Source organism: Candidatus Hydrogenedentota bacterium (assembly GCA_035416745.1).
GTDB lineage: Bacteria > Hydrogenedentota > Hydrogenedentia > Hydrogenedentales > SLHB01 > UBA2224.
Map to the genome: position 1 here is coordinate 29,525 of DAOLNV010000037.1, position 22,510 is coordinate 52,034.

18 protein-coding genes are annotated in these 22,510 nt (G+C 59.8%); 8 read left to right on the forward strand and 10 right to left on the reverse strand.

Translation table 11 applies throughout. The features are described from left to right. From PLJ71_12445 to PLJ71_12455, 3 genes are all read right to left on the reverse strand, one after another. Positions 1-803 (reverse strand): tetratricopeptide repeat protein (locus PLJ71_12445; protein HQM49488.1); only part of this gene is annotated, 803 nt, incomplete at its 3' end. Beyond that, on the reverse strand, positions 796-2,334 hold the full coding sequence (locus tag PLJ71_12450) for an AAA family ATPase (GenBank protein HQM49489.1): 1,539 nt from the start codon (positions 2,332-2,334) through the stop codon (positions 796-798). The genes PLJ71_12445 and PLJ71_12450, both read right to left, overlap by 8 nt. Positions 2,335-2,339: 5 nt before the next feature. Next, the gene (locus tag PLJ71_12455) at positions 2,340-2,990 is read right to left on the reverse strand and encodes an IMP cyclohydrolase (protein ID HQM49490.1); all 651 of its coding nucleotides are present in this window, start codon (positions 2,988-2,990) and stop codon (positions 2,340-2,342) included. A 118-nt stretch (positions 2,991-3,108) separates the two neighbouring features. Between PLJ71_12455 and PLJ71_12460 the strand changes: the two genes are divergently transcribed. Further along, positions 3,109-4,404, forward strand: a complete 1,296-nt coding sequence (locus tag PLJ71_12460; GenBank protein HQM49491.1) for an iron-containing alcohol dehydrogenase — start codon at positions 3,109-3,111, stop codon at positions 4,402-4,404. Positions 4,405-4,441: 37 nt separating this feature from the next. Then, positions 4,442-5,611, forward strand: coding sequence for a sialidase family protein (locus PLJ71_12465; GenBank protein ID HQM49492.1), 1,170 nt, complete (start codon positions 4,442-4,444; stop codon positions 5,609-5,611). 78 nt (positions 5,612-5,689) lie between these two features. Here PLJ71_12465 and gnd read toward each other — a convergent pair whose 3' ends face one another. Next, positions 5,690-7,141: a decarboxylating NADP(+)-dependent phosphogluconate dehydrogenase gene (gene gnd, locus PLJ71_12470; protein HQM49493.1), complete on the reverse strand. Its 1,452-nt coding sequence runs from the start codon at positions 7,139-7,141 to the stop codon at positions 5,690-5,692. 559 nt (positions 7,142-7,700) lie between these two features. On the opposite strand from gnd, the gene tnpA reads away from it, so the two are divergent. Then, positions 7,701-8,153 carry an IS200/IS605 family transposase gene (gene tnpA / locus PLJ71_12475; GenBank protein ID HQM49494.1) on the forward strand — a complete coding sequence of 151 codons (453 nt, stop codon included), beginning with the start codon at positions 7,701-7,703 and terminating at the stop codon, positions 8,151-8,153. A 232-nt stretch (positions 8,154-8,385) separates the two neighbouring features. On the opposite strand, the gene PLJ71_12480 is transcribed toward tnpA, so the two are convergent. Then, positions 8,386-9,447 (reverse strand): Gfo/Idh/MocA family oxidoreductase, encoded by a 1,062-nt coding sequence (locus PLJ71_12480; GenBank protein ID HQM49495.1) that lies wholly within the window; start codon positions 9,445-9,447, stop codon positions 8,386-8,388. A 309-nt stretch (positions 9,448-9,756) separates the two neighbouring features. On the opposite strand from PLJ71_12480, the gene PLJ71_12485 reads away from it, so the two are divergent. From PLJ71_12485 to PLJ71_12495, 3 genes are all read left to right on the forward strand, one after another. After that, positions 9,757-10,647: a sugar phosphate isomerase/epimerase gene (locus PLJ71_12485; GenBank protein HQM49496.1), complete on the forward strand. Its 891-nt coding sequence runs from the start codon at positions 9,757-9,759 to the stop codon at positions 10,645-10,647. 49 nt (positions 10,648-10,696) lie between these two features. Beyond that, positions 10,697-12,130: a sulfatase gene (locus PLJ71_12490; GenBank protein ID HQM49497.1), complete on the forward strand. Its 1,434-nt coding sequence runs from the start codon at positions 10,697-10,699 to the stop codon at positions 12,128-12,130. A gap of 211 nt (positions 12,131-12,341) precedes the next feature. Next, the gene (locus PLJ71_12495) at positions 12,342-12,707 is read left to right on the forward strand and encodes a GxxExxY protein (GenBank protein HQM49498.1); all 366 of its coding nucleotides are present in this window, start codon (positions 12,342-12,344) and stop codon (positions 12,705-12,707) included. A 132-nt stretch (positions 12,708-12,839) separates the two neighbouring features. On the opposite strand, the gene PLJ71_12500 is transcribed toward PLJ71_12495, so the two are convergent. Continuing rightward, positions 12,840-14,126: a diphosphate--fructose-6-phosphate 1-phosphotransferase gene (locus PLJ71_12500; GenBank protein ID HQM49499.1), complete on the reverse strand. Its 1,287-nt coding sequence runs from the start codon at positions 14,124-14,126 to the stop codon at positions 12,840-12,842. A gap of 192 nt (positions 14,127-14,318) precedes the next feature. On the opposite strand from PLJ71_12500, the gene PLJ71_12505 reads away from it, so the two are divergent. Further along, positions 14,319-15,611, forward strand: coding sequence for a glycosyltransferase family 87 protein (locus PLJ71_12505; protein HQM49500.1), 1,293 nt, complete (start codon positions 14,319-14,321; stop codon positions 15,609-15,611). Here PLJ71_12505 and PLJ71_12510 read toward each other — a convergent pair. The 4 genes from PLJ71_12510 to PLJ71_12525 all read right to left on the reverse strand — a co-directional run bounded on the left by PLJ71_12510 (position 15,608) and on the right by PLJ71_12525 (position 20,090). Then, entirely contained in the window at positions 15,608-16,882 is a 1,275-nt protein-coding gene (locus PLJ71_12510; GenBank protein HQM49501.1) for a lactate racemase domain-containing protein, read from the reverse strand. The genes PLJ71_12505 and PLJ71_12510 overlap by 4 nt on opposite strands. Positions 16,883-16,889: 7 nt before the next feature. Further along, positions 16,890-18,038: a 4-phosphoerythronate dehydrogenase PdxB gene (gene pdxB / locus PLJ71_12515; GenBank protein HQM49502.1), complete on the reverse strand. Its 1,149-nt coding sequence runs from the start codon at positions 18,036-18,038 to the stop codon at positions 16,890-16,892. Positions 18,039-18,317: 279 nt separating this feature from the next. Next, positions 18,318-19,211 (reverse strand): HAD family hydrolase, encoded by an 894-nt coding sequence (locus PLJ71_12520; GenBank protein HQM49503.1) that lies wholly within the window; start codon positions 19,209-19,211, stop codon positions 18,318-18,320. Between the two features lie 48 nt (positions 19,212-19,259). Continuing rightward, positions 19,260-20,090, reverse strand: coding sequence for an SDR family oxidoreductase (locus PLJ71_12525; GenBank protein ID HQM49504.1), 831 nt, complete (start codon positions 20,088-20,090; stop codon positions 19,260-19,262). A gap of 455 nt (positions 20,091-20,545) precedes the next feature. On the opposite strand from PLJ71_12525, the gene PLJ71_12530 reads away from it, so the two are divergent. Then, a complete protein-coding gene (locus PLJ71_12530; protein ID HQM49505.1) occupies positions 20,546-22,351 on the forward strand; it encodes a trypsin-like peptidase domain-containing protein in 1,806 nt (601 codons plus the stop codon). The last annotated feature ends 159 nt before the right edge of the window (positions 22,352-22,510 follow it).

Consider the following 22,510-nt stretch of genomic DNA (forward strand, 5'->3'; position numbering starts at 1 on the left):
GCGGCGTTCCACCGGTCCCGCAACTTATGTCTGTTGAATATGCGCATTAGACCGAAGCTGAGCTTGCTGCATTCTTTTTGGCGCGCGATGGCCAACTCACTGTTCGGCTCCATCTCTTGTGCGCGCTGGTAATAAAACATGGCCTGTTCGTAAAGCCGCAGCGAACGGAAACTATCCCCGAGACACAGCCAGCACCAAGCCGACTTGGGCCGGAAATGCGCCGCCTCGGCAAGATAACTTGCCGCCAATGCAGGCATTCCGGCATACAGAAACGCCCATCCTGCAAGGAAATACGGTTCCCAGGGATTCCCGGCCTTCTCGATGGCCTCCTCGAAGAACCGTTCCGCTTCAAACCGCTTCTCGCGGTCGAATCGCACCAGCATTTCGCCCATCACGCAACGGGGATACCAAGCCGCCGGATCGCCTTCCAGAGCCACGCTGATGAGCGGAAAAGCCTCTTCGGTCCGGCGCCGGTACGTCATAACGAGCGCCCGGGCCGCATAAAGCAGCCGGACCTGCCGGTAGTTCTCAAAGGCATCCGACGAGACCTTCTCAGCTTCGTCGAGTTCATTGTTGCGCACCAGGGTGTCGATGAGCTCGCACCATGCGCCGTAGTTCTGGTCGTTCAAACCCACCGCTTTGCGGTAGTAGTCGCACGCCGTCCCCAAATGGGCCGCTTCGCGCATGTTCCGGGCGGCCTGATAGAACGACGACGCGTCATGAGGAGGCACGCGAGGAGCTGACGACGCTTGCCGTTGCTGGCCGCCCGTGTTGATCTCCAGCCAATTGAACCGGTCACTCATCGGCGCCCTTTTCGGAAGAAGACTGCGAGTTCGACGTGACCGGCCGCGCCCGGTCCCGCGCCCACGCCCGCAACTCCTCGATTCTCTCCCGCATCGTGCGCGACAGCGGCACCGTATCGTGGATGGCCTTAAGAATGTCGCGGGTCTCGAGTTCACGGTTGTCGAAGAAACTCTCGTGCAAGCCGGCGATGATCGCCTGTTCGATTTCCGCGCCGCTGAACCCGCTCGATGCTTTGATGAGCTCGTGCAAGTCGTATTTCATCGGCTCGCGGCGAACCTTCCGGAGGTGAATCGCGAAGATCTCCGCCCGTTCGCGGCTCCGGGGCAGGTCCACGAAGAAGATCTCGTCAAGCCTGCCTTTGCGCAGCAGCTCCGGAGGCAGTTCCCGCACTTCGTTGGCCGTCGCAACCACGAAAACCGGCGCCGTCTTCTCCTGGACCCACGTGAGGAATGTGCCCACCACCCGGGCCGTCGTCCCCGCGTCGGAGCTTCCGGAACCCTCGACGCCGGAAAAGGCCTTCTCTATCTCGTCAATCCACAAGACCACCGGGGCAAGACTCTCGGCCGTCTTGGTCGCGTTTCGCATGTTCTGCTCGGAACTGCCGATATATCCTTGGAAAATCATGCTCATGTCCATCCGAAGCAGCGGCAACTGCCACTGTCTCGCGATGGTTTTGGCCACGAGGCTCTTTCCGCAGCCCTGCACACCCATCAAGAGAATACCCCGGGGCTGGGGCAGCCCGTACTTCCGCGCCTCGTCGCTGAAGGCGCGCACGCGCTTCCTGAGCCAGTCTTTGAGGATATCCATCCCGCCGACATCCGCCAGGTCCGCCCCAACCTCGTAGTACTCAAGCAGGCCCGACTTGCGAATGACCTGCCGCTTCTCCGACACCACGGCCGGGATGTCTTGCGCGTCCAGAACACTGTCGCGCACGATGGCCTGGGCGAAGGCGTTTTCGGCTTCCTTCAGCGTCAGGCCCTGCGCCGCCTTGACCAGCGCGTCGCGTTCCTGGGGCTTCAGTCGCACCTGAAACTTGCGGGCCGAACTCGGGGGCCCGATGGACTCCTCCAGAAGTTGGTTCAACTCGTCGTAGCTGGGCAGAGGCAGGTCCAGGATCGTTATGTCCTTTTCGAGTTCGCGCGGCAGCTTGAGCACGGGCGACAGGAAGACAACGGTCTTCTTCGTAGGACCGAGAGCGCCCCCCAAATCGCGCACCTGGCGTATCATCTCCGGCGCCTCGAGATAGGTGTGGAAATCTTTGAGCACGTAAATGGCCGGCCCGTCCTTCTGCAGCACCTCGTTGAGCATCTGCAGGGCTTCGCGCGTGCGCGAACTGCTGCCTTGGCTGCCCGCCCCGTGCACACAGCGAAGTCCGTTCGTGATGGACCACTCGTACAACGGTTTGCGCTGCCCTTCAGCCACGCGCATCAGAATGCGCATGGCCCGATCTTCCTCCCACGTTACCACGTAGAGGAGCGTGTAACGGGCCCGAATAAGCCGGTCCAGTTCTTCGCTAAACCCGTTCTGCATCTCGGTTACGCGTTTGGCGCGTCCAACGCGGCCAGTTCGAAATCCGAACCGAAGTCCATCGCCGCCACGGCCGTGACGGGATTTGTCCGCTCCGCAAAAACCCCTCCACTAAGAAGAAAGCGGCAGGCGTCTTTGGCTGTTTCCGCGTCAAATCTGCCGCTCTGGGCATCGCAGAGCTTGGCCTCTTCATACGTGGCGACATAATAGAACATCCCGGCGTCGAGAGGCATCCGGCGCACATGAACGCCGTCCTCGCGCGCGATGCCGAGATACCCTGCGCCGCCGTTGCGTTTGTCAACCACCCCTGCGATGCGCGGCGTGTTGTAGTCGTCCTTCTCATAGTCCAGAATCATCAGCGACAGCAACAACGCATCACGCGGGCTCATGCCCGTCATGATCTTCTCCGCGATCGGATCGGTATGGCTGCCGTTCGTAACCACCGCAACGTCGCCGCCACAAACCACCCGCACGCAGTTGTACGCGATGTACGGGTTCTTGTGCACGTCGGCCTCGTGACCGTGTTTGGGCACGATGCTGACCCTGTTTTCCCGCAACACGGCGGTCCGGTTGGGAAACGAGCGGCTAGAAACACGGTATACGCCGCACAGGCGGCTGTCTTCGGTCATGGCGATACTTACAATGCGTCCAACGTACATATTCACCCCCAGTTATACAAGCTTCCATTCCATACAAGGCATATTATAACGAATCCTGCCGTCTGTGGGCATTCTCCTTCCTGTCCCGTATAATAGGCCCGGAAAAGGGAGAACCTGCGTGACACCAGACCAGCGAGAACAAGCCCGGAAGTTCATCGGGCGTTTCAAAGGCAGCGCCTATATCCACGGATTGCACTGTTTCGGCAGGCTGGGCAGCCACGCCCGAGACCTCGGCTCCCGAGTCGCCGTAGTAACGTCCGGATTCGGAAAACCCTGGGGACCTTCTCTTCACGAGGCAACGCGCGACACTCTCGAATCCGCCGGCCTGGTCCTCGCAGGACACGTTATCCCCGGCGCACGGCCCAATGCGCCGCGGGAGGACGTTGTGCGCATCGCAGCCGCCCTTGGCGAGCAGTCCCCGGATTTCATCGTGGTCGTGGGAGGGGGGAGCACCATCGACGCCGCCAAGGCAGCCGCGGCCTATCTGGTGCTCGGGCAAGAATACCCCGATCTTGACCACTATTTCGGAACCGGCCAGGTCACGAAGCTTCTCGAAGCCACCGGGAAACGGATGCTGCCCATCCTGGCCGTTCAGCTGGCTTCGGGCTCAGCCGCACATCTCACCAGGTACTCGAATGTAACCGACGCCGTGACCACACAGAAGATGCTGATGGTGGACGATGCGCTCGTCCCGCCACGGTGCCTGTTCGATTACGCCAGGACCGCTACCATGACGCCCGACTTCACCATGGACGGGGCGCTTGACGGGGTTTCGCACTGTCTCGAGGTTTTCTACGGCGTTTCGGGCGCTGCGCTCGAACCGGTCCGGCCCGTGGCATTGCTGGGCATCGAACTCCTCGTGAACCATGTGAAACAAGCTTGCGCGGGACCTGACAATCTGGAGGCGCGCGAAGCCCTCGGTCTCGGGACCGACCTCGGGGGGTACGCCATCATGCTTGGCGGCACGAACGGAGCGCACCTGACCAGTTTTTCGCTGGTGGACGTTCTGCCCCACGGCAGGGCTTGCGCGCTGATGAATCCCTACTACACGGTGTTCTTCGCACCCGCCATCGAGGAAAAGCTTCGCGAAGTGGGCGAGATATATCGCAGGGCGGGCTACACCAGCGCCGACGTCTCGAAACTCCACGCCCGCGACCTCGGCATGGCCGTGGCCGAGGCGATGCTCAACCTCTCGCGCGACATCGGATTTCCCGCCACGCTGGACGAGGTGCCCGGCTTCACCCGCGCCCACATCGACCGTGCACTGACCGCCGCCAAGAATCCCAAACTGGCGATGAAACTACAGAACATGCCCGTGCCATTGACGAGCGGCCAAGTGGACGACTACATGGGGCCGGTGCTCGAAGCCGCCCGGACAGGCGAGTTCGGACTGATACGGAATCTTGAGGAATAGATTCATCTGAAAGTACTTGAATGTGAGGACCCTGGTAATGAGATGCAATTCGATTTTTTTGACTCTGACCTTCGCCGCGATGCCTGCGCTCGTCTGGGCAGCCGATGAGATGAGGGGAGAAACCAACGCCGTGAATGCAAGGCATGTCAAGGTTTACTACGAAAAGGGCCGCTTCGGCGGCTGGCCCGCCAATCACGGGATGTGGAACTGGGGCAACGAGATTCTCGTGGGCTTCTCGCGAGGCTACTACAAGGACCTCGGCCCCACTCGCCACCATATCGACCGCGAAAAGCCCGAGGAACACTGGCTTGCCCGCAGCCTGGACGGCGGGGAGACCTGGTCGCTCGAGTATCCCGCCGAAAAGGGCTACCTTGTCGCACAAGGCGGGGCGCTCCACGGCACCGAATCCACCGGACTGCCCGTCCCCGAGATGAAACAATGCCCCGGTGGCGTTGACTTCACGCATCCCGATTTCGCCATGACACTCCGCATGACGGACGTCGATGCCCAAACCCCCTCGAAGTGGTACTACTCCTACGACCGTGGGCACACCTGGGAAGGACCCTTCATCCTGCCTAACGCTGGCGTCAACGGAATCGCTGCCCGCACCGACTACATCGTGGACGGAGAACACGAATGCACGCTCTTTCTGACGGCGGCAAAATTGGACGGCACAGAGGGGCGGCCTTTCTGTATGCGCACCGCCAATGGCGGCAAGACCTGGGAATTCCTGTCGTGGATCATGCCCGAACCCGAGGGCTTTGGCATCATGCCCTCGACGGTCCGCCTTTCGAAAGACACGTTGATTACTACCATCCGGCGCAGGGAAACCTCAAACCGCTGGATAGCCGCATACATCTCGAACAACAACGGCAGGGTTTGGGAATATCTCAACGATCCCGTCGAAACCTTGGGCGAGGGCAATCCGCCCTGTCTCATCCGGCTCGCCGACGGACGCCTCTGCCTGACCTACGGCGTGCGCATGGCGCCTTTCCGTATAGCCGCTAGACTCAGCGGCGACGGCGGCCTGACTTGGAGCAGGGAAATCGTCTTGCGGGACGACGGCAATGACCGCGACATCGGATATTGCCGAAGCGTGCAGCGTCCAGACGGCAAGGTGGTTACAACCTACTACATCAATGACACGGAAACGGGCCCCGAACGGTACATCGCCGCCACCATCTGGGAACCGGCGAAGGCCGAATAGCCGCACGGGCATAACAACAAACCGGCCGGAGGAAGATCCAATTCTCCCTCCGGCCGGTATGCTGCCATCCCCAAAAACTCAGGCCGTGTACGTCGATGCAGCCGTATCGCCACCGCGGCCGGTCCAGTTGGTATGGAAGAACTGGCCGCGGGGTTTGTCGACCCGCTCGTAGGTGTGCGCGCCGAAATAATCGCGCTGGGCCTGAAGCAGGTTGGCGGGCAGCCGCTCGTGACGATATCCGTCGAAGTAGGCCAGCGCGGTGCTGATGGCGGGCACGGGGATGCCCATCTTCGCCGCTTCGATAACCACGTTGCGCCACGACGACTGCGCTGAGGTGACGGCGTTCCGGAAGAACGGATCGAGCAAGAGGTTCACCAGATCGGGATTGTTGTCGAAGGCATCCTTGATTTTCCCGAGGAATACCGAGCGGATGATGCAGCCGCCGCGCCACATGAGCGCGATCCCGCCGTAATTCAAGTTCCATCCGTAGGTCTTGGCGGCCGAACGCATCAACTGGTAGCCCTGAGCATATGAGACGATTTTCGCGGCGTACAAAGCCTTGCGCAGGTCGTCTATGAAGGCCTTCTTGTCGCCCGAGAACGGGTGAGTCGTACCCTTGAGTTGCTTCGCGGCTTGGATACGCTCATCCTTTAACGCTGACAGGCACCGCGCGAACACGGCCTCCCCGATGAGCGTGAGGGGCTGGCCCTCGTCAAGCGCGGCAATGGCCGTCCACTTGCCCGTGCCCTTCTGGCCCGCGGTATCGAGAATCAGGTCAACGACCGCCTTGCCCTCTTCATCCTTGTAGCCCAGGATGTCGCGGGTAATCTCGATGAGATACGAATCGAGTTCGCCTTTGTTCCATTCCGCGAATACATCGTGCATTTCCTGGTTACTCATGCCGAGACCTTCCTTCATCATATGGTAGGTCTCACAGATCATCTGCATATCCCCGTATTCGATGCCGTTGTGGACCATTTTCACGAAATGGCCCGCGCCGCCTTCGCCGACCCAGTCGCAGCACGCTTCGCCCGTGTCGGTGTGGGCGCAGATGGTCTGGAAAATCTTCTTGACGTGCGGCCACGCCGCGGGCGAACCGCCGGGCATCATCGACGGACCCTTGAGCGCCCCTTCCTCGCCGCCCGACACGCCTGTCCCGATGTACAGCAAACCCTTGCTCTCGACGTAATTCGTGCGGCGGATGGTGTCCGGGAAATGGCTGTTGCCGCCGTCAATGATGATGTCGCCCTTCTCCAGGTGCGGGATCAATTGTTCGATGAACGAGTCGACTGCGTCTCCGGCCTTCACCAGCAGCATGACGCGGCGGGGTTTCTTCAGGTTTTTCACCAATTCTGCGATGCTGTGGCACCCGAGGATGTTCTTCCCCTTCGCGCGGCCCTGCACAAACTTGTCCACCTTCTCGACCGTGCGGTTGAACACCGCCACGCCAAAACCCTTGTTCGCCATGTTCAGGACAAGGTTCTCGCCCATCACGGCCAGACCGATCAATCCAATGTCTTGTTGCGCCATCGCTCGTATTCTCCTCAAAATCCGGTTGCTTACACGCCCCTGCCAACGGGGATTTCCTGCAAAGAAGGTATTCGCAACCCATACGATAGCACATGGGAGAATCCGAATTCCTCTCTCAGCCCTCGGGATGTCCCGGGCCTTCAGCCCGGGCCGTGGGGGGAATCCCGTTCCCTGGCCCTCCAGGCCAGGCTGGTATGTCATCGCGCCTTCGGCGCTCCAGAGAAGAGCAGACGGGCGCGGACCGCCGCATTCTTGCAGTACCCTTGCTTTCGCGCAGCGTGCCGCCCATGGATCCTGTTCGGGCAACGTGACGGCTGAACAACGTGGCGAGCGCTCCCATGTCTGCCCGATTCTGGCGGGCCAACCCTGTGCTGCCCCTTGGTCTTGCCAATTCTAACGGGATTAACTATAACTCTGTTTATATGCTCGAAGTCGGATCTCAAGGCCACAGAACCTGTTTTCTTAAGCGCCAACGGCGCGTTACATACCAGCCCAGGCTGAAGGCCTGGGGAAAGCGTGTAAACAGATAGGAGGAGGGCTGAAGGCCCGTAACATCGCCATGCCGCAATCGCTTAGCCTCGTGCTCCTCCACATTATCCTCAGTACCAAGGGCCGTAAGGGAATCCTGGAACGCGAATTCCGTTCCCGCATGCACTCATACCTCGCATCCGTCTCCCGTAACCTGAAGTGCGAATGTTTTCGCGTGGGCGGCACGGCCGACCATGTCCATCTAGCCATTCGCCTTCCGCGTACTATTTGCGTCGCGGCCATGGTGGAACAACTAAAGACGGCCTCCTCCGTGTGGGCGAAGGGACAATCGCCGGACCAACGCACCTTCGCCTGGCAGCGGGGATACGGCTGCTTTTCTATCAGCCACCGCGATTTGGATGCCCTCGTGAATTACATAGACAATCAAGAGCAACATCACAAGAAGCGGACCTTTCAGGAGGAATACCGGATGTTCCTGCACAAATATGGCGTTAAATATGATGAGGCCTTCGTGTGGGATTGAATAATGGGCCGGGCCTTCAGCCCGGGCCTTGCGGGGAATCCGGTTCCCTGGCCCTCCAGGCCAGGCTGGTATGTCATCGCGCCTTCGGCGCTCCGGAGAAGGGAAGACCGGGCCGATTCCGACATCTGCCCATACCCTCGCGATGTGCCGGGCCTTCAGCCCGGGCCTACTGGTCTGGGCCTACACGCCCTCCAAGTCCAACCTCGCGGTATACCGGGCTTTCCCCGCGGCTCTACCTTATCGCCACTTCTTTGCCCTTTTTCGAGGATTCATAGATGGCGTCGAGTATCTGCTGGATGCGCAGCGATTCCTGGGGTTTCACGCGCACGGGCAGACCGTCGCGGACGCATTCGGCGAAGTGCAGGATCTCCATGCGGTGGCCTTCCTGTTCGGGCAGCCAGTCGTATTGCATGGTCGTCAGCGAGTTGTCAGCAGCGCTGCTGACGGTCAGGGGATCCGTCGTAATGCCGGCCTTGTCGCCCAGAATTCGCAGCGCCTGGATATCTTTCGGGATGTTGGCCGCCCAACTCACCTCAAGACTTAGCGCGATGCCGTTGTCGAAACGGATGAACGCCGCCGCGTGGTCCTCAACGTCGAACTCCTTGTGCGGGTAGGGCACTCCCCATTCCTTATTGCACAGGTCTGGCCGGTCGCCGAACTTGCGGCTCACGTGGCCCGTGGCCGAGACGGGTTTCGGGCACCCCATGAGCCAAATGATGAGGTCGAGCATGTGCACGCCAATGTCGATGAGCGGACCGCCCGCGGATTCGCGTTTGATGTGGAACTTCCCCCACCCGGGGATGCCCCGGCGGCGCAGGTATTGAGCTTGGCCGAAATAGACCTCGCCCAGGTCGCCCCGTTCAATGATGGCCTTGACCCGTTCGTGGGCCGATTCGAACCGCATGTTCTGGGCTACCATGAGCTTGCGCTTGTTGTCCTTGGCGGCGGCGATCATGGCCTCGCATTCTTTCGCATTCATGGCCATGGGTTTCTCGCAGAGCACGTTGGCGCCCGCATTCAGCGCGTCCACCGAAATGCTGCTGTGCAGGCGGTTCTGCGTACAAACGTCAATGATGTCAAAATCGCCCTGTTTCAGCATGGTCTTGTAGTTGGTATAAGTCTTGGGCACTTCCCATTTCTCGCTGACCATCTCGACGCGCTCGGGGATGATGTCGCATACCGCCGCGACTTCAACAACGCCCTTGCCCTGAAGTTCCTTCCATGCGTCCAAATGACACACCTGCGCAATAGAACCGACGCCAATCAAACCAACTTTCAGCTTCTTGTCTGCCATGGATGTGTTTCCTTCCAGAAGAACAGGCCGCCCAATGCATGCCTGCCTGCTCCCCGGCGAGCCCCCGGAGCAAGACCGCAATCATACGAAAACGCTTGGGCAGAGGCAAGAAACGGCCGCGGAAGAAGTTGGCTCAAAGAGGCTCAAACGGCCCGAAGGGCTCCGTAAGCAGAGCGGTAAGGCGCTCTTGCAGAAACTTTTGACGCAGACGGTTTTTCCTTGCAGGCCCGTGTGCTACAATCGAGGCCTCTATCTCGGGTCTTCACGGTTAATGGGCGGTTCGCCCTTGAAACAGGAGAATATGCGACCATGAAAACGATGTCTGCGATGCTGGTTGGTTTCGCGTGTGTTGCGATGCTGGTGACATCTTGCGCAAATGCGCAGGAGGCAGCGCCAGCGGCGGCCAAGGGCTGTCCGAACGCCGAAAAGATGGGCTGGCACCTCGGGTGCCAGGCGTACAGCTTCAACCGCTTCACCTTCTTCGAGGCGGTGGACAAAACCCAGAGCCTCGGCCTCCACTATATCGAGGCGTATCCCGGCCAGAAGTTCAGCCCCGAGAAACCTGATGCAGTCTTCGATCACAACATGTCGGAAGAGTTGCGCCAGGAAGCCCTCGCAAAGCTGAAGGCCGCCGACATTAAACTGCTCTGCTACGGCGTGGTCGGCCTTCCGGCCGATGAGGCCGAGTCCCGCAAAGTCTTCGATTTCGCCAAGGCCATGGGTATCACGACCATCTGCAGCGAACCGGATGCCGAAGCGCTGGATACCGTCGAAAAGCTGGCCGACGAGTACGGCATCAACGTCGCCATCCATAACCACCCAAAGCCCTCGAAGTATTGGAACCCCGACGCGGTCCTGGCCGCCGTTGAGGGCCGCAGCAAGCGGCTCGGGTCCTGTGCGGACACCGGCCACTGGCCCCGCTCGGGCGTCAATCCCCTGGAAGCCATCAAGAAGCTCGAAGGCCGCATCATCTCCTTCCACTTCAAGGACCTCAATGAGTTCGGCAAGCGCGAGGCCCACGACGTGCCATGGGGCACGGGCATATGCGATGTTGAGGCCCTCATGAAGGAAATCCAGCGGCAAGGCCTGAAGGACATCGTCTTCTCCATCGAATACGAGCACAACTGGGACAATTCCGTGCCGGAAATCGCCCAGTGCGTCGCCTACTTCGACAAAATCGCCGCCCAACTGGCGAAATAACTCCAGAAACCACCGCGCCCCGGGAAACCGCGTTTCCCGGGGCGGGCTTTTGAACGTCACCGACAGCGGCGAGGGCAAACTCATGAAGCGGCGGGCATTCTTGCACATGTGCGCGGCAGGGAGCGCCGCGGCAGCGATCAGCAGCCGTGCGGGCGGGGGAGAGGCCCCCTTGAACCGGCCCAATATCCTCTTCTTCTTCATCGACGACCAGCGCTATGACACCTTGGGCGTGGCCGGCAACCGCATGGCGAAGACGCCCACCATCGACAACCTCGCGCGGCAGGGCGTTCGCTTCAAGAACGCCTTCGTGACCACCTCGATCTGCGCCGCGAGCCGGGCCTCCGTCTTTACGGGCCTCGTCGAGCGTACCCACGGCTATACTTTCGGGACTCCGCCCATTCGTAAGGACCATGTTGACACGAGCTACCCGGCGATGCTCCGCGCCGCGGGCTACCGTACCGGGTTCGTCGGGAAATTCGGCGTCCAGATCGAGACACGGCCTGAAGAGAGCATGTTCGACTTCTTCAGCGAACGCGACCGCCCCTATCTGCGCAAACAGCCCGACGGCACTACCCGTCACATCGACGAAATAAATATGGAACACGCCGTTGGTTTTCTCGATGGATGCTCGGCCGAACAACCCTTTTGCCTCTCCATAAGTTTCAGCTCCACCCATGCCGAGGACAGCGACAAAGAAAACCATTATCCCTGCATCGAAGCCGTTAAAGGCATGTTTGAAGACAGCATTTTTCCGCCGCCGCTCCTGGACAGCCCTGAGATTTTCGAAAGCCAGCCTGCGTTCCTGCGCGAATCCATGAACCGCGAACGTTTCTTCTGGCGATGGGACACCCCCGAGAAGTATCAGAAGAATATGCGGGCGTACTTCCGCCTGCTCAGCGGCGTGGACTATATGATCGCCCAGATCCTGGGCAAACTCGAGAAGCAGGGCCTTGCCGAGAACACCGTCGTTATCTATGCGTCCGACAACGGATACTACATGGCCGAACGAGGATTCGCGGGCAAGTGGTCCCACTACGAAGAGTCGCTCCGCGTGCCGTTGATCGTCTACGACCCCCGAACGCCTGAGAACCTGCGCGGACGTGTCCTCGACCCCATGGCGCTGAACATCGACATCCCGGCCACCATGCTCGATATCGCGGGGGTGGCCGCCCCGGAGCGGTACCAGGGCCGGAGCTTGATGCCATGGGTCAATGGCGATTCCCCCGGAGACTGGCGCACCGAGTTCTTCTGCGAACACCGGATGAAAAACGAGAAGATCCCCACCTGGGAAGGGATCCACGGACAGCGCTACGTCTACGCCCGCTACGATGGCCAGACCCCGCCTTACGAGTTCCTGCACGATCTCGAAAAAGACCCCTACCAGCTTCACAATTACGCCCGGGATGAAGCCTGCGCAGCCACTCTGGAGGAATTCCGCAAACGCACCGATGCCGCGGTGAAGCAATATCAGGAAGCCCCCTGAACCGCCGGTGTGTTGCCAAAGAGTGTTTGCCACAGAGGGCTCAGAGGACTCAGAGAGAGATCTCATGGTAGCAAGCAACGCGGGGATGATCTGCCTTCCGTGGTTTGAGCGACAATTCTATTTACACTTATGCATTTGATTATATAGTACCAATGATAATATTATAAATCCCGTTATGAGCTCTCTGGATGGGCTGTGAAAGGAGGCTTTCATGGCAGACGAACTCACGGAACGTATTATCGGGGCAGCTATAGAAGTGCACCGTCTTCTCGGTCCCGGGCTGCTGGAGAGCATTTACGAGGAGGCCTTGTCGCACGAGATGGCACTTCGCGGGATAGCGCACGAGCGACAAAAGACCGTGGATGTGTTCTACAAAGGCATCCCGATACACGGACAGCGGCTGGATCTCGTGGTTGAGGACTCTGTGGTTGTCGAGCTCAAATCTTGTGCACAGGTTAATCCCGCTGTGCAGGCCCAGATTCTCTCTTACCTGCGCGCCACGGGTCTGCATCGAGGATTGCTTCTCAATTTTGGAGAGTCTCGTCTGGTTAACGGGATCCGCCGATTCTCTTTGTAGGAATCGGAGTCCGCAAGCCACGGTTCGAAACCGGCCGGCGAGGCCAGGAGGGGTGCTGGAAACACAGCAGCGTGGCTTCTGTATTCCTCTGAGTTCTCTGAGACCTCTGTGGCAAAACCGTTCTTCCTGCAGCTACTTCCGCAGGGCCTGCAGGGTATATTCAGGCAGTTTCTTTTCGGCGAAAATGGGTTTGAACCGGGCGAAGCGCTGGCGTCCGTTCACGACCGGCACGCTGGCCCAGTCCTCGCCGACCAGCGGCTGGGCGTATGCAACGAAATCATCGGTGACGTCGTACTTACTTGGCGCCAGCCAGGCCTTCGGAAACGCGCGCTCGGAATTGGCGACCTTCTCGAGCGGCACCTTGTCGTAACGCACGTTGTAGATCGGCCCCGGCTCGCGCAATATGGTCGCCATCCAGCCGTTTTCGCCCGATTCGGCGATCAACGCGGCCTTCTGCCCGACTTTGTAGGCCTCGTCCAGGTCCGGGATCGACGCGTAGATCGCCGTCATTCGCTGGTCCGTGCCCATGACCTGCCCGCGTGCATTACCGGGTACCGGCAGCCCGTGCCCGTTTAACACCGTCACCAGTTGCTGGGCAACGGTCGTCTTGGACGCGCTGAACTGGGTGTGGCCGAAACTGTCTTTCGTCTCGCCCAGCTCGCCGACTTCGAACCCCTCGCTGACCACGATAACGCAGCGCCCGTCTCTCTTGAGCTGGTCGCTGACATTGTCGCACAACTCTTCGACCGTCACTTTCGATTCAGCCATGTAAATCTGCAGCGGCATTTCGCGTTTGGGGTCGGCCAGCCTCGCGGCGGCTGGAACGAAGCCGATCTTGCGTCCCATGGCCTGCAGTACAAGCACCGGGTCCGCCGGGCACGAGCCGCCGTTTTCCTCGTTCGCATTCTGTACGATGCTCATCCAGTACCGCGCCACGCTGCCATACCCGGGGGTATGGTCAATCAGCTTGAATTCCGAGTCGCCGACGTCATTGTCGATTGTCTTGGGCACGCCGACGGCGACCAAGTCCAGCCCGCGCTCGTGGGCCACTTTGGCGACCTTGTGCGCGGTGTCCATCGAGTCGTTGCCGCCGTTGTAAAAAAAATACCCGATGTCGTGGGCCTTCATGACCTCGACGACCCGCTCGAAATCCTCTTTCTGGTTCGCCTTGAGCTTGTAACGGCAGGTACCGATGCTTCCCGCGGCGGGGGTGTATCGAAGCAGCGCGATCTCCTGCTCATCCTGGGCAGACAAATCGAGCAATTCCTCTTTCAGCACTCCCTCGATACCGTGCCAGCCGCCGTAGATGGTCCCAAACGTCCCGGGGAACATCTTGCAGGTCTCGAGCACCCCCCGGAGCGAGCTGTTTATCACCGGACTCGGCCCGCCCGATTGTGCGACAATTACATTCTTCGGCATGATTGACTCCCTTGAAAACGGCGTCAGGAAACGCGCGAATAGGCGTTGTTTTCCTCTCGGAACGATACGAACGCGACAAAGATACCATAGCTTTCTCATGCAATTCATGCTCTAAAGGGGGCATTGCGCAAAAATGAGAATTGGAGTAATGTGGGAGAGGGCAAGGAACGCGGCTGATGACGGAGAAATTCGATGGAAGCGAGGGCGGTCCCTGAAGGTTCGAAACTCTTTCCGCGATTGGCGTCTCTGGCGTTAGCCATTCTTGTTACCCTGTACGCATTGGCTGTCATTATCAAGATTGCCCGCGAACCGCAACACTTTCAGCACTCTTTCTGCACCTATTACGTGGCCGCACAGGCGTTCAACCAGGGTATCCATCCCTACCATATCGAAGAACTCCAGCGCGTGCAGCCCAACATCAAAGGGGAGACGTACTCTTATCCCCCGATCACGCTTTACTTCTTCCTTCCCTTTACAGCGCTGCCCTATTACCCTGCTTACTTGGTGTATCTGGCGTTTAAGGCGGTATCTTTGGTCTTCCTCATCGCGATTTGGCAAAAATGGGTCCTCAAACGGAAACTGGACGGCCTGTTCCTGCTGCTCTGCCTGATTGGCTTCAACTTTGCCGTCTATTGGGACCTGTCCGCGGGCTGTATCTCACTCTTCGTGCTGCTTCTTCTCTGGGCAGGACTGCTGGCGTACCTCCGGGATCATCTGCACGTATTCGCCGTGTTGGTGGCGTTGGCGGCCAGTTTCCATCTTTCCCTCGTCTTGTTCCTCGCGTTGCTTGTTCTCCGCCGCGGACGCTCGAGGTGGTACCCGATGTTGCTGGGCGCTGGCGTGTTTCTGGGACTGTCGGCCCTGTCTTCCGTCTTCTACTCCGAAATGACGATCGGCTTCCTTCAGAACGTGCGCGCCTCCATCCCCGGGTTGGGAATGGGCAGAACCCTCTACGAAAGCTACCCCCCGGCATCGTGGCCTCTTATCCGGGAAGTATTGGAGCGTGTGTATGCAAGAGCGGGGATAGTAGGCGCCGCGGAGTCCTTTTCGATAGTGGCCTATCTCGCACTGGTGATGCTTGTCCTCTTGGCAACATGGGTAGCCGTGCGACGGTTGCGTCCGGCAAGCCGGAGTAACGGCTATCTGACCGCCGTGATGCTGTTCAGTCTGGCATACCTGATTGTGATGCCCAAGCTCACGGTCGCCTCATACGTTCTCGTGCTGCCTGCGGCGTATTTCGTGGCCCTGAAAACAAAGGCCGTCAATGCGTTGCTTGTTCTGATGGGGATAATGGCCGTGTCCACGTCACCTTTCCGGCCGCCTGTTTTCAACATGCTGCTGGAAATCCTGCCGCCCTACTACCCGTTCCTGCTCACCAGTGTCCTGTGGTGCGCTGCCGTGTACATCTGTCTGCGCCCGGATTCTCTGCCCACGCAAGAAACGAAATCCCCCGGGGCCGGATCAGCGCCATGTGCCGGAAACTAGATCTGGAACGGTTTGGGCCGGGGGTTTCCCTCCCGCAAACGGTAGAGTACTTCACCCGCATTGGGCACTAAGAGGAGCCCTTCGTCCTCGCGGTCCTTCCATTCGTCGGGATTGATGCTGTCGGGGTTACGGTACCCGAGGTTGATGGCCTCGCACTCCTCTTTCGGGATGCTCGTCGCAAGCGTTACCCGCACACGGGGTTTCTCAACGCCATCCACCATCTCCCCGATGCCCCTGACATGGGTCGAGTGGGCGAGAATGCCCCCGGGAATGTCCGTAAACCGCTCCATCTGCGAGAGAAAATAGTCGCGCGTGTGATAGCCGATCTTTCTGATGTAACGCCCGTGGGTAATGCTCACTTCCTTGATGTGTTTCCCGTAAATGATGAGCTCGCCGCCGTCAGCAACCACCGGCTCGAGTTTGTACATGCACTTGCCCGCCACCCAGATCTCGTCGTACATGGCGGGCGCCATGGCCAATACGCTCCGGAAGGGTTTCTCCTTGTACATAATGTGCGTGCGCAGGCCCATCGTGGCCGCGGCCTCCCACGCATCCTCGGGCGTCCCGAAGAAAAGTCCATGGCAGTCCTTGCCCATGACGTTCAATGCCAGACAGAGCCTCTTGACCGGGATGAACGCCGCGGCAAGGTTTACTACCTCGCGCACCGGCGTGTGCATGGTCCCGTTGATGACCGGGTTGCTGATAAGCGCGCCGAGCCAGTGGAACAGGTTGATGATGTCGGGTCCCGCGATCCCGGGAAAGAAGTACTTGTTGCCGCCGCTGAAACCCACCACCTCGTGAGGAAACACAGGCCCCACGACGCACAGCAGGTCATAGTCCAGGATCATCTTGTTCAGCGTAACGTCCACCGCCTGACGCATCAGCCCGCCCGAGATCTCAAATACCTCGTCGGCGGAAATCGTCCCGATGTGCGCGAGTTGCGCGGGATCGTCCCACGCATGATTGAAGATGCCCACATCGGCAAACACGCCAGCGCGCTCGGCCGGCGTGACCCCCACCAGAGCGTTCAGCATCGCCTCCGTCATCGGCGGGTGCGTGCCAAGGGCCACCAGAAAATCCATCTTGGCAACCCGCCCGCTCAACTCCGCGTGCAACGCCCGGAACACAGCCGGCATGGGCATGCTCCGCGTATGATCGGGGATGATAAACAGGACCCGTCTGCCGTCCGCCTCGACCCGCGCCATCGCCTGGGCCACAAAGGCTCGGATTTCGTCATTGGTAATCGCACTGTGTTCTTTGATCAACTGCATGGATGCGTCATGCCTCACACGTGAACCCCACGCCGGCGAGCATTGCCTCCAGCTCGTGGTTTCTCGGGGTAACGGCCGCGCGCGTGTTGAAAAACTCGCGCCGCCTCGGGTAGTTCTTACGCAGTTTGTCGAAAAAGGCGCCGCGGGCCGCCCCGGGCATATCGAACAGCCCGCGCATGGCCTTGTCGTCGTTTCGAATATCATACACCTTCCGCACCGCCTCGCGCAGGGCAGCCTCCGCGTCTTCCGCCGCCCCGTCCACCTGGACTTCCGGACACTCGGGCGCGGGGAGCAGGGGAGAGGGGTCCCACACGGGTTCGGCACCCAGAAACGCACACGCCGCCTCGTAGATCTGCCGTGTGCCGTTCACCTTGCCATCAAACGAGTATCCGGCGATGTGCGGCGTCCCGATAAACAGTTTCCCGAGCAATTCCAGGTCCACCTGGGGCTCGCCCTCCCAGACGTCGAGCACGCACGTCCGGAGATGGCCGTCTGCAAGCGCCCGCTTCAGCGCTCCGCCATCGGCCACGGCCCCGCGCGCGCTGTTGATGAGGACGCTCCCCGGCTTTATCCGGCGCAGAAACGCGTCATCGACAAGGTGATACGTAGCGTCCTCCCCTTCTTTCGTCAACGGGACATGGACCGTCACGATATCGCAATCGAGGATCTCGTCGAGCGGCCGGTACTTCTCGGCTCCGGTTTTGCGGCGCAGAGGAGGATCGTTGAGCACGCATTCCATGCCCATCGCCGTGGCCTTTTTCAGCACGCGCGAACCGACGTTGCCAACGCCCACGATGCCCAGCTTCATCCTCCGCAGCTGAAAACCATGGGCCTGAGCCAATTCGAGCAATGCCCCGGTGATGTATTGGCCTACGCTGTTCGCGTTGCAGCCCGGCGCACTCGAAAAACCGATGCCCTTCGCTTCGAGATACGCCTTGTCCACGTGGTCTTCGCCAATGGTCGCCGTCCCCACAAATCTGACCCGCGATCCATCGAGCAGCCGCGCGTTCACCTTGGTGATTGACCGGATGGCCAAAAGCTCCGCATCCGCCACGGCCGCCGCGTCTATACTCCGGCCCGGCATGGCCACAACATCGCCCAAAGTCGAAAACGCTTCGCGCCCGTAGGGCATGTTCTCATCGACGACTATCTTCATGGATTGCTGTTCCATATGTGATTCTGAAACGGGGACTGCACCCGCCGCGTCACGCGAAACGCGCCTCGAGACCGGACTGTCCGCCTCTTTCGATATGATGCACCAAACCACCCCGCCAATGCACCCCGCCCTGGCATGCGCGCAGAGGTTTCTCCGAAACAACGCGAGCCTCTCGCCCGCATCCGGACCCAAGCGAGACGTCCGCGCTCCGTCAGTGAAAAACCGGGGAAGAAGCTCGGAACGCCGCTCCTTCCCCGGCGCGATTCACGTGCGCTTGTTCTACTTCTTCCAGGGTGGAGTTTCCGGGAGGTACGAGTCGAATTCTCTGATCAACCCGGCTTCGTATTCCCCCGCGAACGTACCCTCAAAAAACATGTCGAGCCCTTCTTCATACAGGCGCTTCCACGACTTGTCTTCATCGCCCGGGAGAATGGGGAAAAAGAGGGCGTTGTTGGCCCGCGCAGCCTTCATGTCGCCCGGGGCGTCGCCGATCATCAGCATCTTGCCGTGGTCGTACCGGTCCTGCGCGGCGAACCCGATATGCTCGGATTTCTTGCCCATCTCCTGGCCCGCAATGGCAAAGACGTACGTGTCCACGCCTTGCTCCTGCCATTCGCGGGTCAACGCCTCGGTGGGGGTCTGCGAACAGACCAGCATGTCCGCCTTCGTATGGGCTTTTTCGAGGCATTCGCGCACGTGCGGGAACGGCGGCAACCCGCCCTTCACGATATCGGCAACGGTCAGATTGACCGCCTTGCTCCACTCAAGCGCCTGCGCCATGACCGCGTCGTCTGGATGCGCCTTGCAGTACGTCTCGAGGACCGGATTGCCGAGCTTCGATTCCCGCGCAACCCAGTTGCGCAACGACCCCACCTGGGGAGACTTAAACCCGCGCTCCTGCACCTTGTCCCAGTCATCGAGCAAATCAAACACCATCAGCAAAGCCGGGAAACGGTTCACGCCGCGCCACTTCGAATACAGATTGACGAATTCCGCCGCCGCGCGCGCGTATTTCGATACCGGTTGGAGGTCCCAGAACTTGATGATGTTGGGGATAAAGCACTCCTTGTGTTTGATCTCCATCGTGTCGAACGCGCAACCGTCGCTGTCAATGGCAATCAGGAACTCATGATTCGGTTTATGCGCTTTAAGGGAAGCTGCCGGGTCACTCATATACTCAAACTCCTTGCTTCTGACCAAGAACACTTTCCAAATACGCGATCATACGCCCGAATAGGCCGAAAAACCCCCGTCGATGGGCACCACAATGCCCGTCACGAAACGCGAGGCTCCCGAAGCGAGCCATACCGTCACGCCAACCAGGTCTTCGGGCCTGCCAAATTCGCCCATGGGCGTATGGTCAATGACCTTCTTGCCCCGCGCCGTCAATTCACCCGTTTTCTCGTCGGTCATGAGAAAACGGTTCTGCTCAGTCAAAAAAAACCCCGGCGCGATGGCATTCACCCGCAGCTTTGAGGTGTATTCCTGGGCGAAATGGACCGCAAGCCACTGCGTGAAGTTGCTCACCGCCGCCTTCGCCGCGCTGTAGCCCGGAATACGGGTCAGCGGCGCCAGGGCACTCATCGACGAAATATTGATGATGCTCCCGCCGTCAGGATTGCCCTTCATCCGCTCCCCAAAAACCTGGCATGGCACAATGGTGCCGGCAAGGATGTTCAGGTTGAATACCTTCGAAAGTGCGTCGGGCGAAAGCTGAAAAAACGGCTGCTCCGCGGAAGTCGTTGCGCCTTTCATGTTACCGCCAACGGCGTTCACCAGAATGTCCACCGAGCCGTAAGCATCGTACGCCTTGTCCCGGCAGGCCTCGATCGTCGAACGGTCGAATGCGTCCATCTTGACACCCAGGGCCGTCCCCCCGGCATTGGTGATGCGTTTCGCCGCTTTTTGGGCCATGTCGGGCAGAAGATCGCCAATAACGAGCTTCGCGCCGGCCCTGGCCAGACCCTCGGCAATGGCCCCGCCCAGAACGCCGCCTCCACCCGCAACAACGGCCGCTTTGCCCTCAAGACTAAACAAATCAAATGCTTGCATTCCTCAAAACTCTCCTGTTTCAAGAATTCCCCACTTCACGAATGGGACGAGCGATCACCGCCGCCTGAGGCATGTGTTCGCCAAGAGCCACTTTGCCGCGCCAGAGCACCGAGTAGTGCTGGAAGAAGATTAGCATAGCCTTCAACTCGATGCAACGAACCCGATTCGCATTCGGAAACCACAGCCATTACCCATCTTAGAACAACTAAACTGTTGACAAATCATCCGCCGCGGGCACATAATAAGCAGGATTCGAGCGCCGAAATCGTGAGGATCATGCGATGCTGGTGAATCCTCCTGGCGCGAAAGCGTCTATATCCAAAGGAAATACGCGGCACGTTTCCACAGCTTTGTGGTACTGTTACTGTTGTGTTGCGTTTTGTCAAACTTTCAACAAGGGCGACTGGACCGTGCACACACCAAGACCAGCTCTGCAAGCATCTCTGCAAGCTCACGTGAAAACAGCCATGTTCGTGGCCGTGCTCCTCGTTTCGTTCATCGGCGCCGCTCACGCCGGCGAGCAGTGCGAATCATGCGCCGCCGACCGATTCCCCGAGGCGGCAGCCCTCCTCGCCAGCCAAGGTTACTCACCTCAAGACTACCAGGTCCTTCTATCCTGGCGAGAACGCGCCCGCCATATTGATGCGGCCACCATCACTGGCTATCGCGTCGCGCCGCTCGACGGCGCCGAGCCATTCGACATATACAGCGACGAAACCGGCAAGCTCCTGTCCGACAAGGACCTCGACAAGGCTGGGATTACACCCAAACGATGGGACCTGCCGCCGGTCGAACAACTCCCCGAGGTTTCTCGGCAAGTTGCCAAATCAGCTGAATCGCGTCCCAAACCCCTCGGCCCCCCTAAGGGCGCGCAGGCCGGAGAATGGGTGTTGCTCGATCCCGTCGACATGGGCAAGGTGTTGGCCGAAGACCTGGACAGTGATAACGGGCTCAACAAGGGCGCCAAGCGCATCGGCGTATTCCAGGAATTGTCTCGAGCCATCGACGTCCAAGGCGAGTCAGCAACTCAGGGCCAATGGCAGACGATGTCTGACGGTACGCGCATCTGGACCATCCGCATCTACTCGCCCGAAGCCGTCGCGCAACGCGTTCATTTCGCCCGACTCGACCTCCCTCAAGGCGCCCAGATTATCGTCTATAACGCCGGCTATCCCGAAGAGGCATATGGTCCGTATACGGGGCCCTATCCGGGCGGCACGGACCTTTGGGCATCCTCGTGCTTCTCTGAAAGCGTCGCGGTGGAGTGTGTCGTTCCCGCTGGGGTACCCCTTGCCCGAGTGCACATCACCATCGATAAGACAGCCCACATCTACGTGGATTTTGCCAAGATTCAATGGACCAAGGCCTTGGGCGACGCTGGCTCGTGCAATCTGGATGCCGCCTGTTACGGCGACTGGATACAAACGTCATGGGGTGTGGGTGGAATCGGCTCGATCGGCCGTATCGGCGTCTTGTGGTGCACGGGCTCCCTCATCGCGGATTCCGTCCCGGATACTCAAATCCCCTATTTCCTGACCGCCGAACACTGCATCGGCTCCAGTTACGAAGCCAACTCGGTAGAGGTCTATTGGCTGTGGCAGCGGGAAACCTGCGGCGGCGCACTCACGCCCGTATACGACGTGCCCCGCACAACGGGCGGGGCCGATCTCATGGCGTCGAGCGCAGCGTCCGCCGGCAGCGATTTCGCGCTGCTCCGGTTGCGCAAGCAGCCCCCGTCAGAACTTACATACCTCGGGTGGTCCACCTCGCCGCAGACCGTCGGCGCCAGCGTGGCCTGCATTCACCACCCCTCCGGGGACTACAAACGCATCAGTTTCGGAGACCTCATTGCCGGGGCCGCATACAGCACCGTGAACCGGGTCGGATGGAACGAAGGCACCACCGAACAGGGCTCTTCCGGAAGCCCGCTCATGCTGGCTGACACACACCAAATCATCGGACAGCTCTGGCGGGGCACGGCTTCATGCAGTATGCCGCGCGAAGCGGGAGGGTGGGATGAATTCGGGCGATTCGACGTCACCTACCCCATGGTCGCAGCATGGCTCGGGCCCATCGAACCCGCCGGACCGGAGGATATCGATAAGAACGGGTTTGTAGACGCCACTGACGTACAGCTGGTGGTCAACGCGGCCCTGGGCCTGACGGTTGATGGCAATGCAAATGTCGACGGCGACCCGGACGGATTGATAACCGCGGTCGACATCCAGCTCGTAATCAACGCTGCTCTCGAAAGCGAGTAAACGTCTCGCACTGTCACTTCATGCTCCCCCCGGGGGATACAAAGAGTCACAAGAAGAGCCGGCGAAACACCCAGACGTACAACACAACCAGGAATAGAAATGCAATGCCAAGACCGGCCCGCCGCGGCCATCGCGAACGCTTGCCGCTTGCCGGGGCAA

Bases quoted from the DNA above. Each gene is read 5' to 3' on its own strand.
- PLJ71_12450 (HQM49489.1), bottom strand. From the start codon at position 2,334: ATGCAGAACGGGTTTAGCGAAGAACTGGACCGGCTTATTCGGGCCCGT.
- PLJ71_12455 (HQM49490.1), bottom strand. From the start codon at position 2,990: ATGTACGTTGGACGCATTGTAAGTATCGCCATGACCGAAGACAGCCGC.
- PLJ71_12465 (HQM49492.1), top strand. From the start codon at position 4,442: ATGAGATGCAATTCGATTTTTTTGACTCTGACCTTCGCCGCGATGCCT.
- gnd (HQM49493.1), bottom strand. From the start codon at position 7,141: ATGGCGCAACAAGACATTGGATTGATCGGTCTGGCCGTGATGGGCGAG.
- tnpA (HQM49494.1), top strand. From the start codon at position 7,701: ATGCCGCAATCGCTTAGCCTCGTGCTCCTCCACATTATCCTCAGTACC.
- PLJ71_12480 (HQM49495.1), bottom strand. From the start codon at position 9,447: ATGGCAGACAAGAAGCTGAAAGTTGGTTTGATTGGCGTCGGTTCTATT.
- PLJ71_12485 (HQM49496.1), top strand. From the start codon at position 9,757: ATGAAAACGATGTCTGCGATGCTGGTTGGTTTCGCGTGTGTTGCGATG.
- PLJ71_12495 (HQM49498.1), top strand. From the start codon at position 12,342: ATGGCAGACGAACTCACGGAACGTATTATCGGGGCAGCTATAGAAGTG.
- PLJ71_12500 (HQM49499.1), bottom strand. From the start codon at position 14,126: ATGCCGAAGAATGTAATTGTCGCACAATCGGGCGGGCCGAGTCCGGTG.
- PLJ71_12505 (HQM49500.1), top strand. From the start codon at position 14,319: ATGGAAGCGAGGGCGGTCCCTGAAGGTTCGAAACTCTTTCCGCGATTG.
- PLJ71_12510 (HQM49501.1), bottom strand. From the start codon at position 16,882: ATGCAGTTGATCAAAGAACACAGTGCGATTACCAATGACGAAATCCGA.
- pdxB (HQM49502.1), bottom strand. From the start codon at position 18,038: ATGAAGATAGTCGTCGATGAGAACATGCCCTACGGGCGCGAAGCGTTT.
- PLJ71_12520 (HQM49503.1), bottom strand. From the start codon at position 19,211: ATGAGTGACCCGGCAGCTTCCCTTAAAGCGCATAAACCGAATCATGAG.
- PLJ71_12525 (HQM49504.1), bottom strand. From the start codon at position 20,090: ATGCAAGCATTTGATTTGTTTAGTCTTGAGGGCAAAGCGGCCGTTGTT.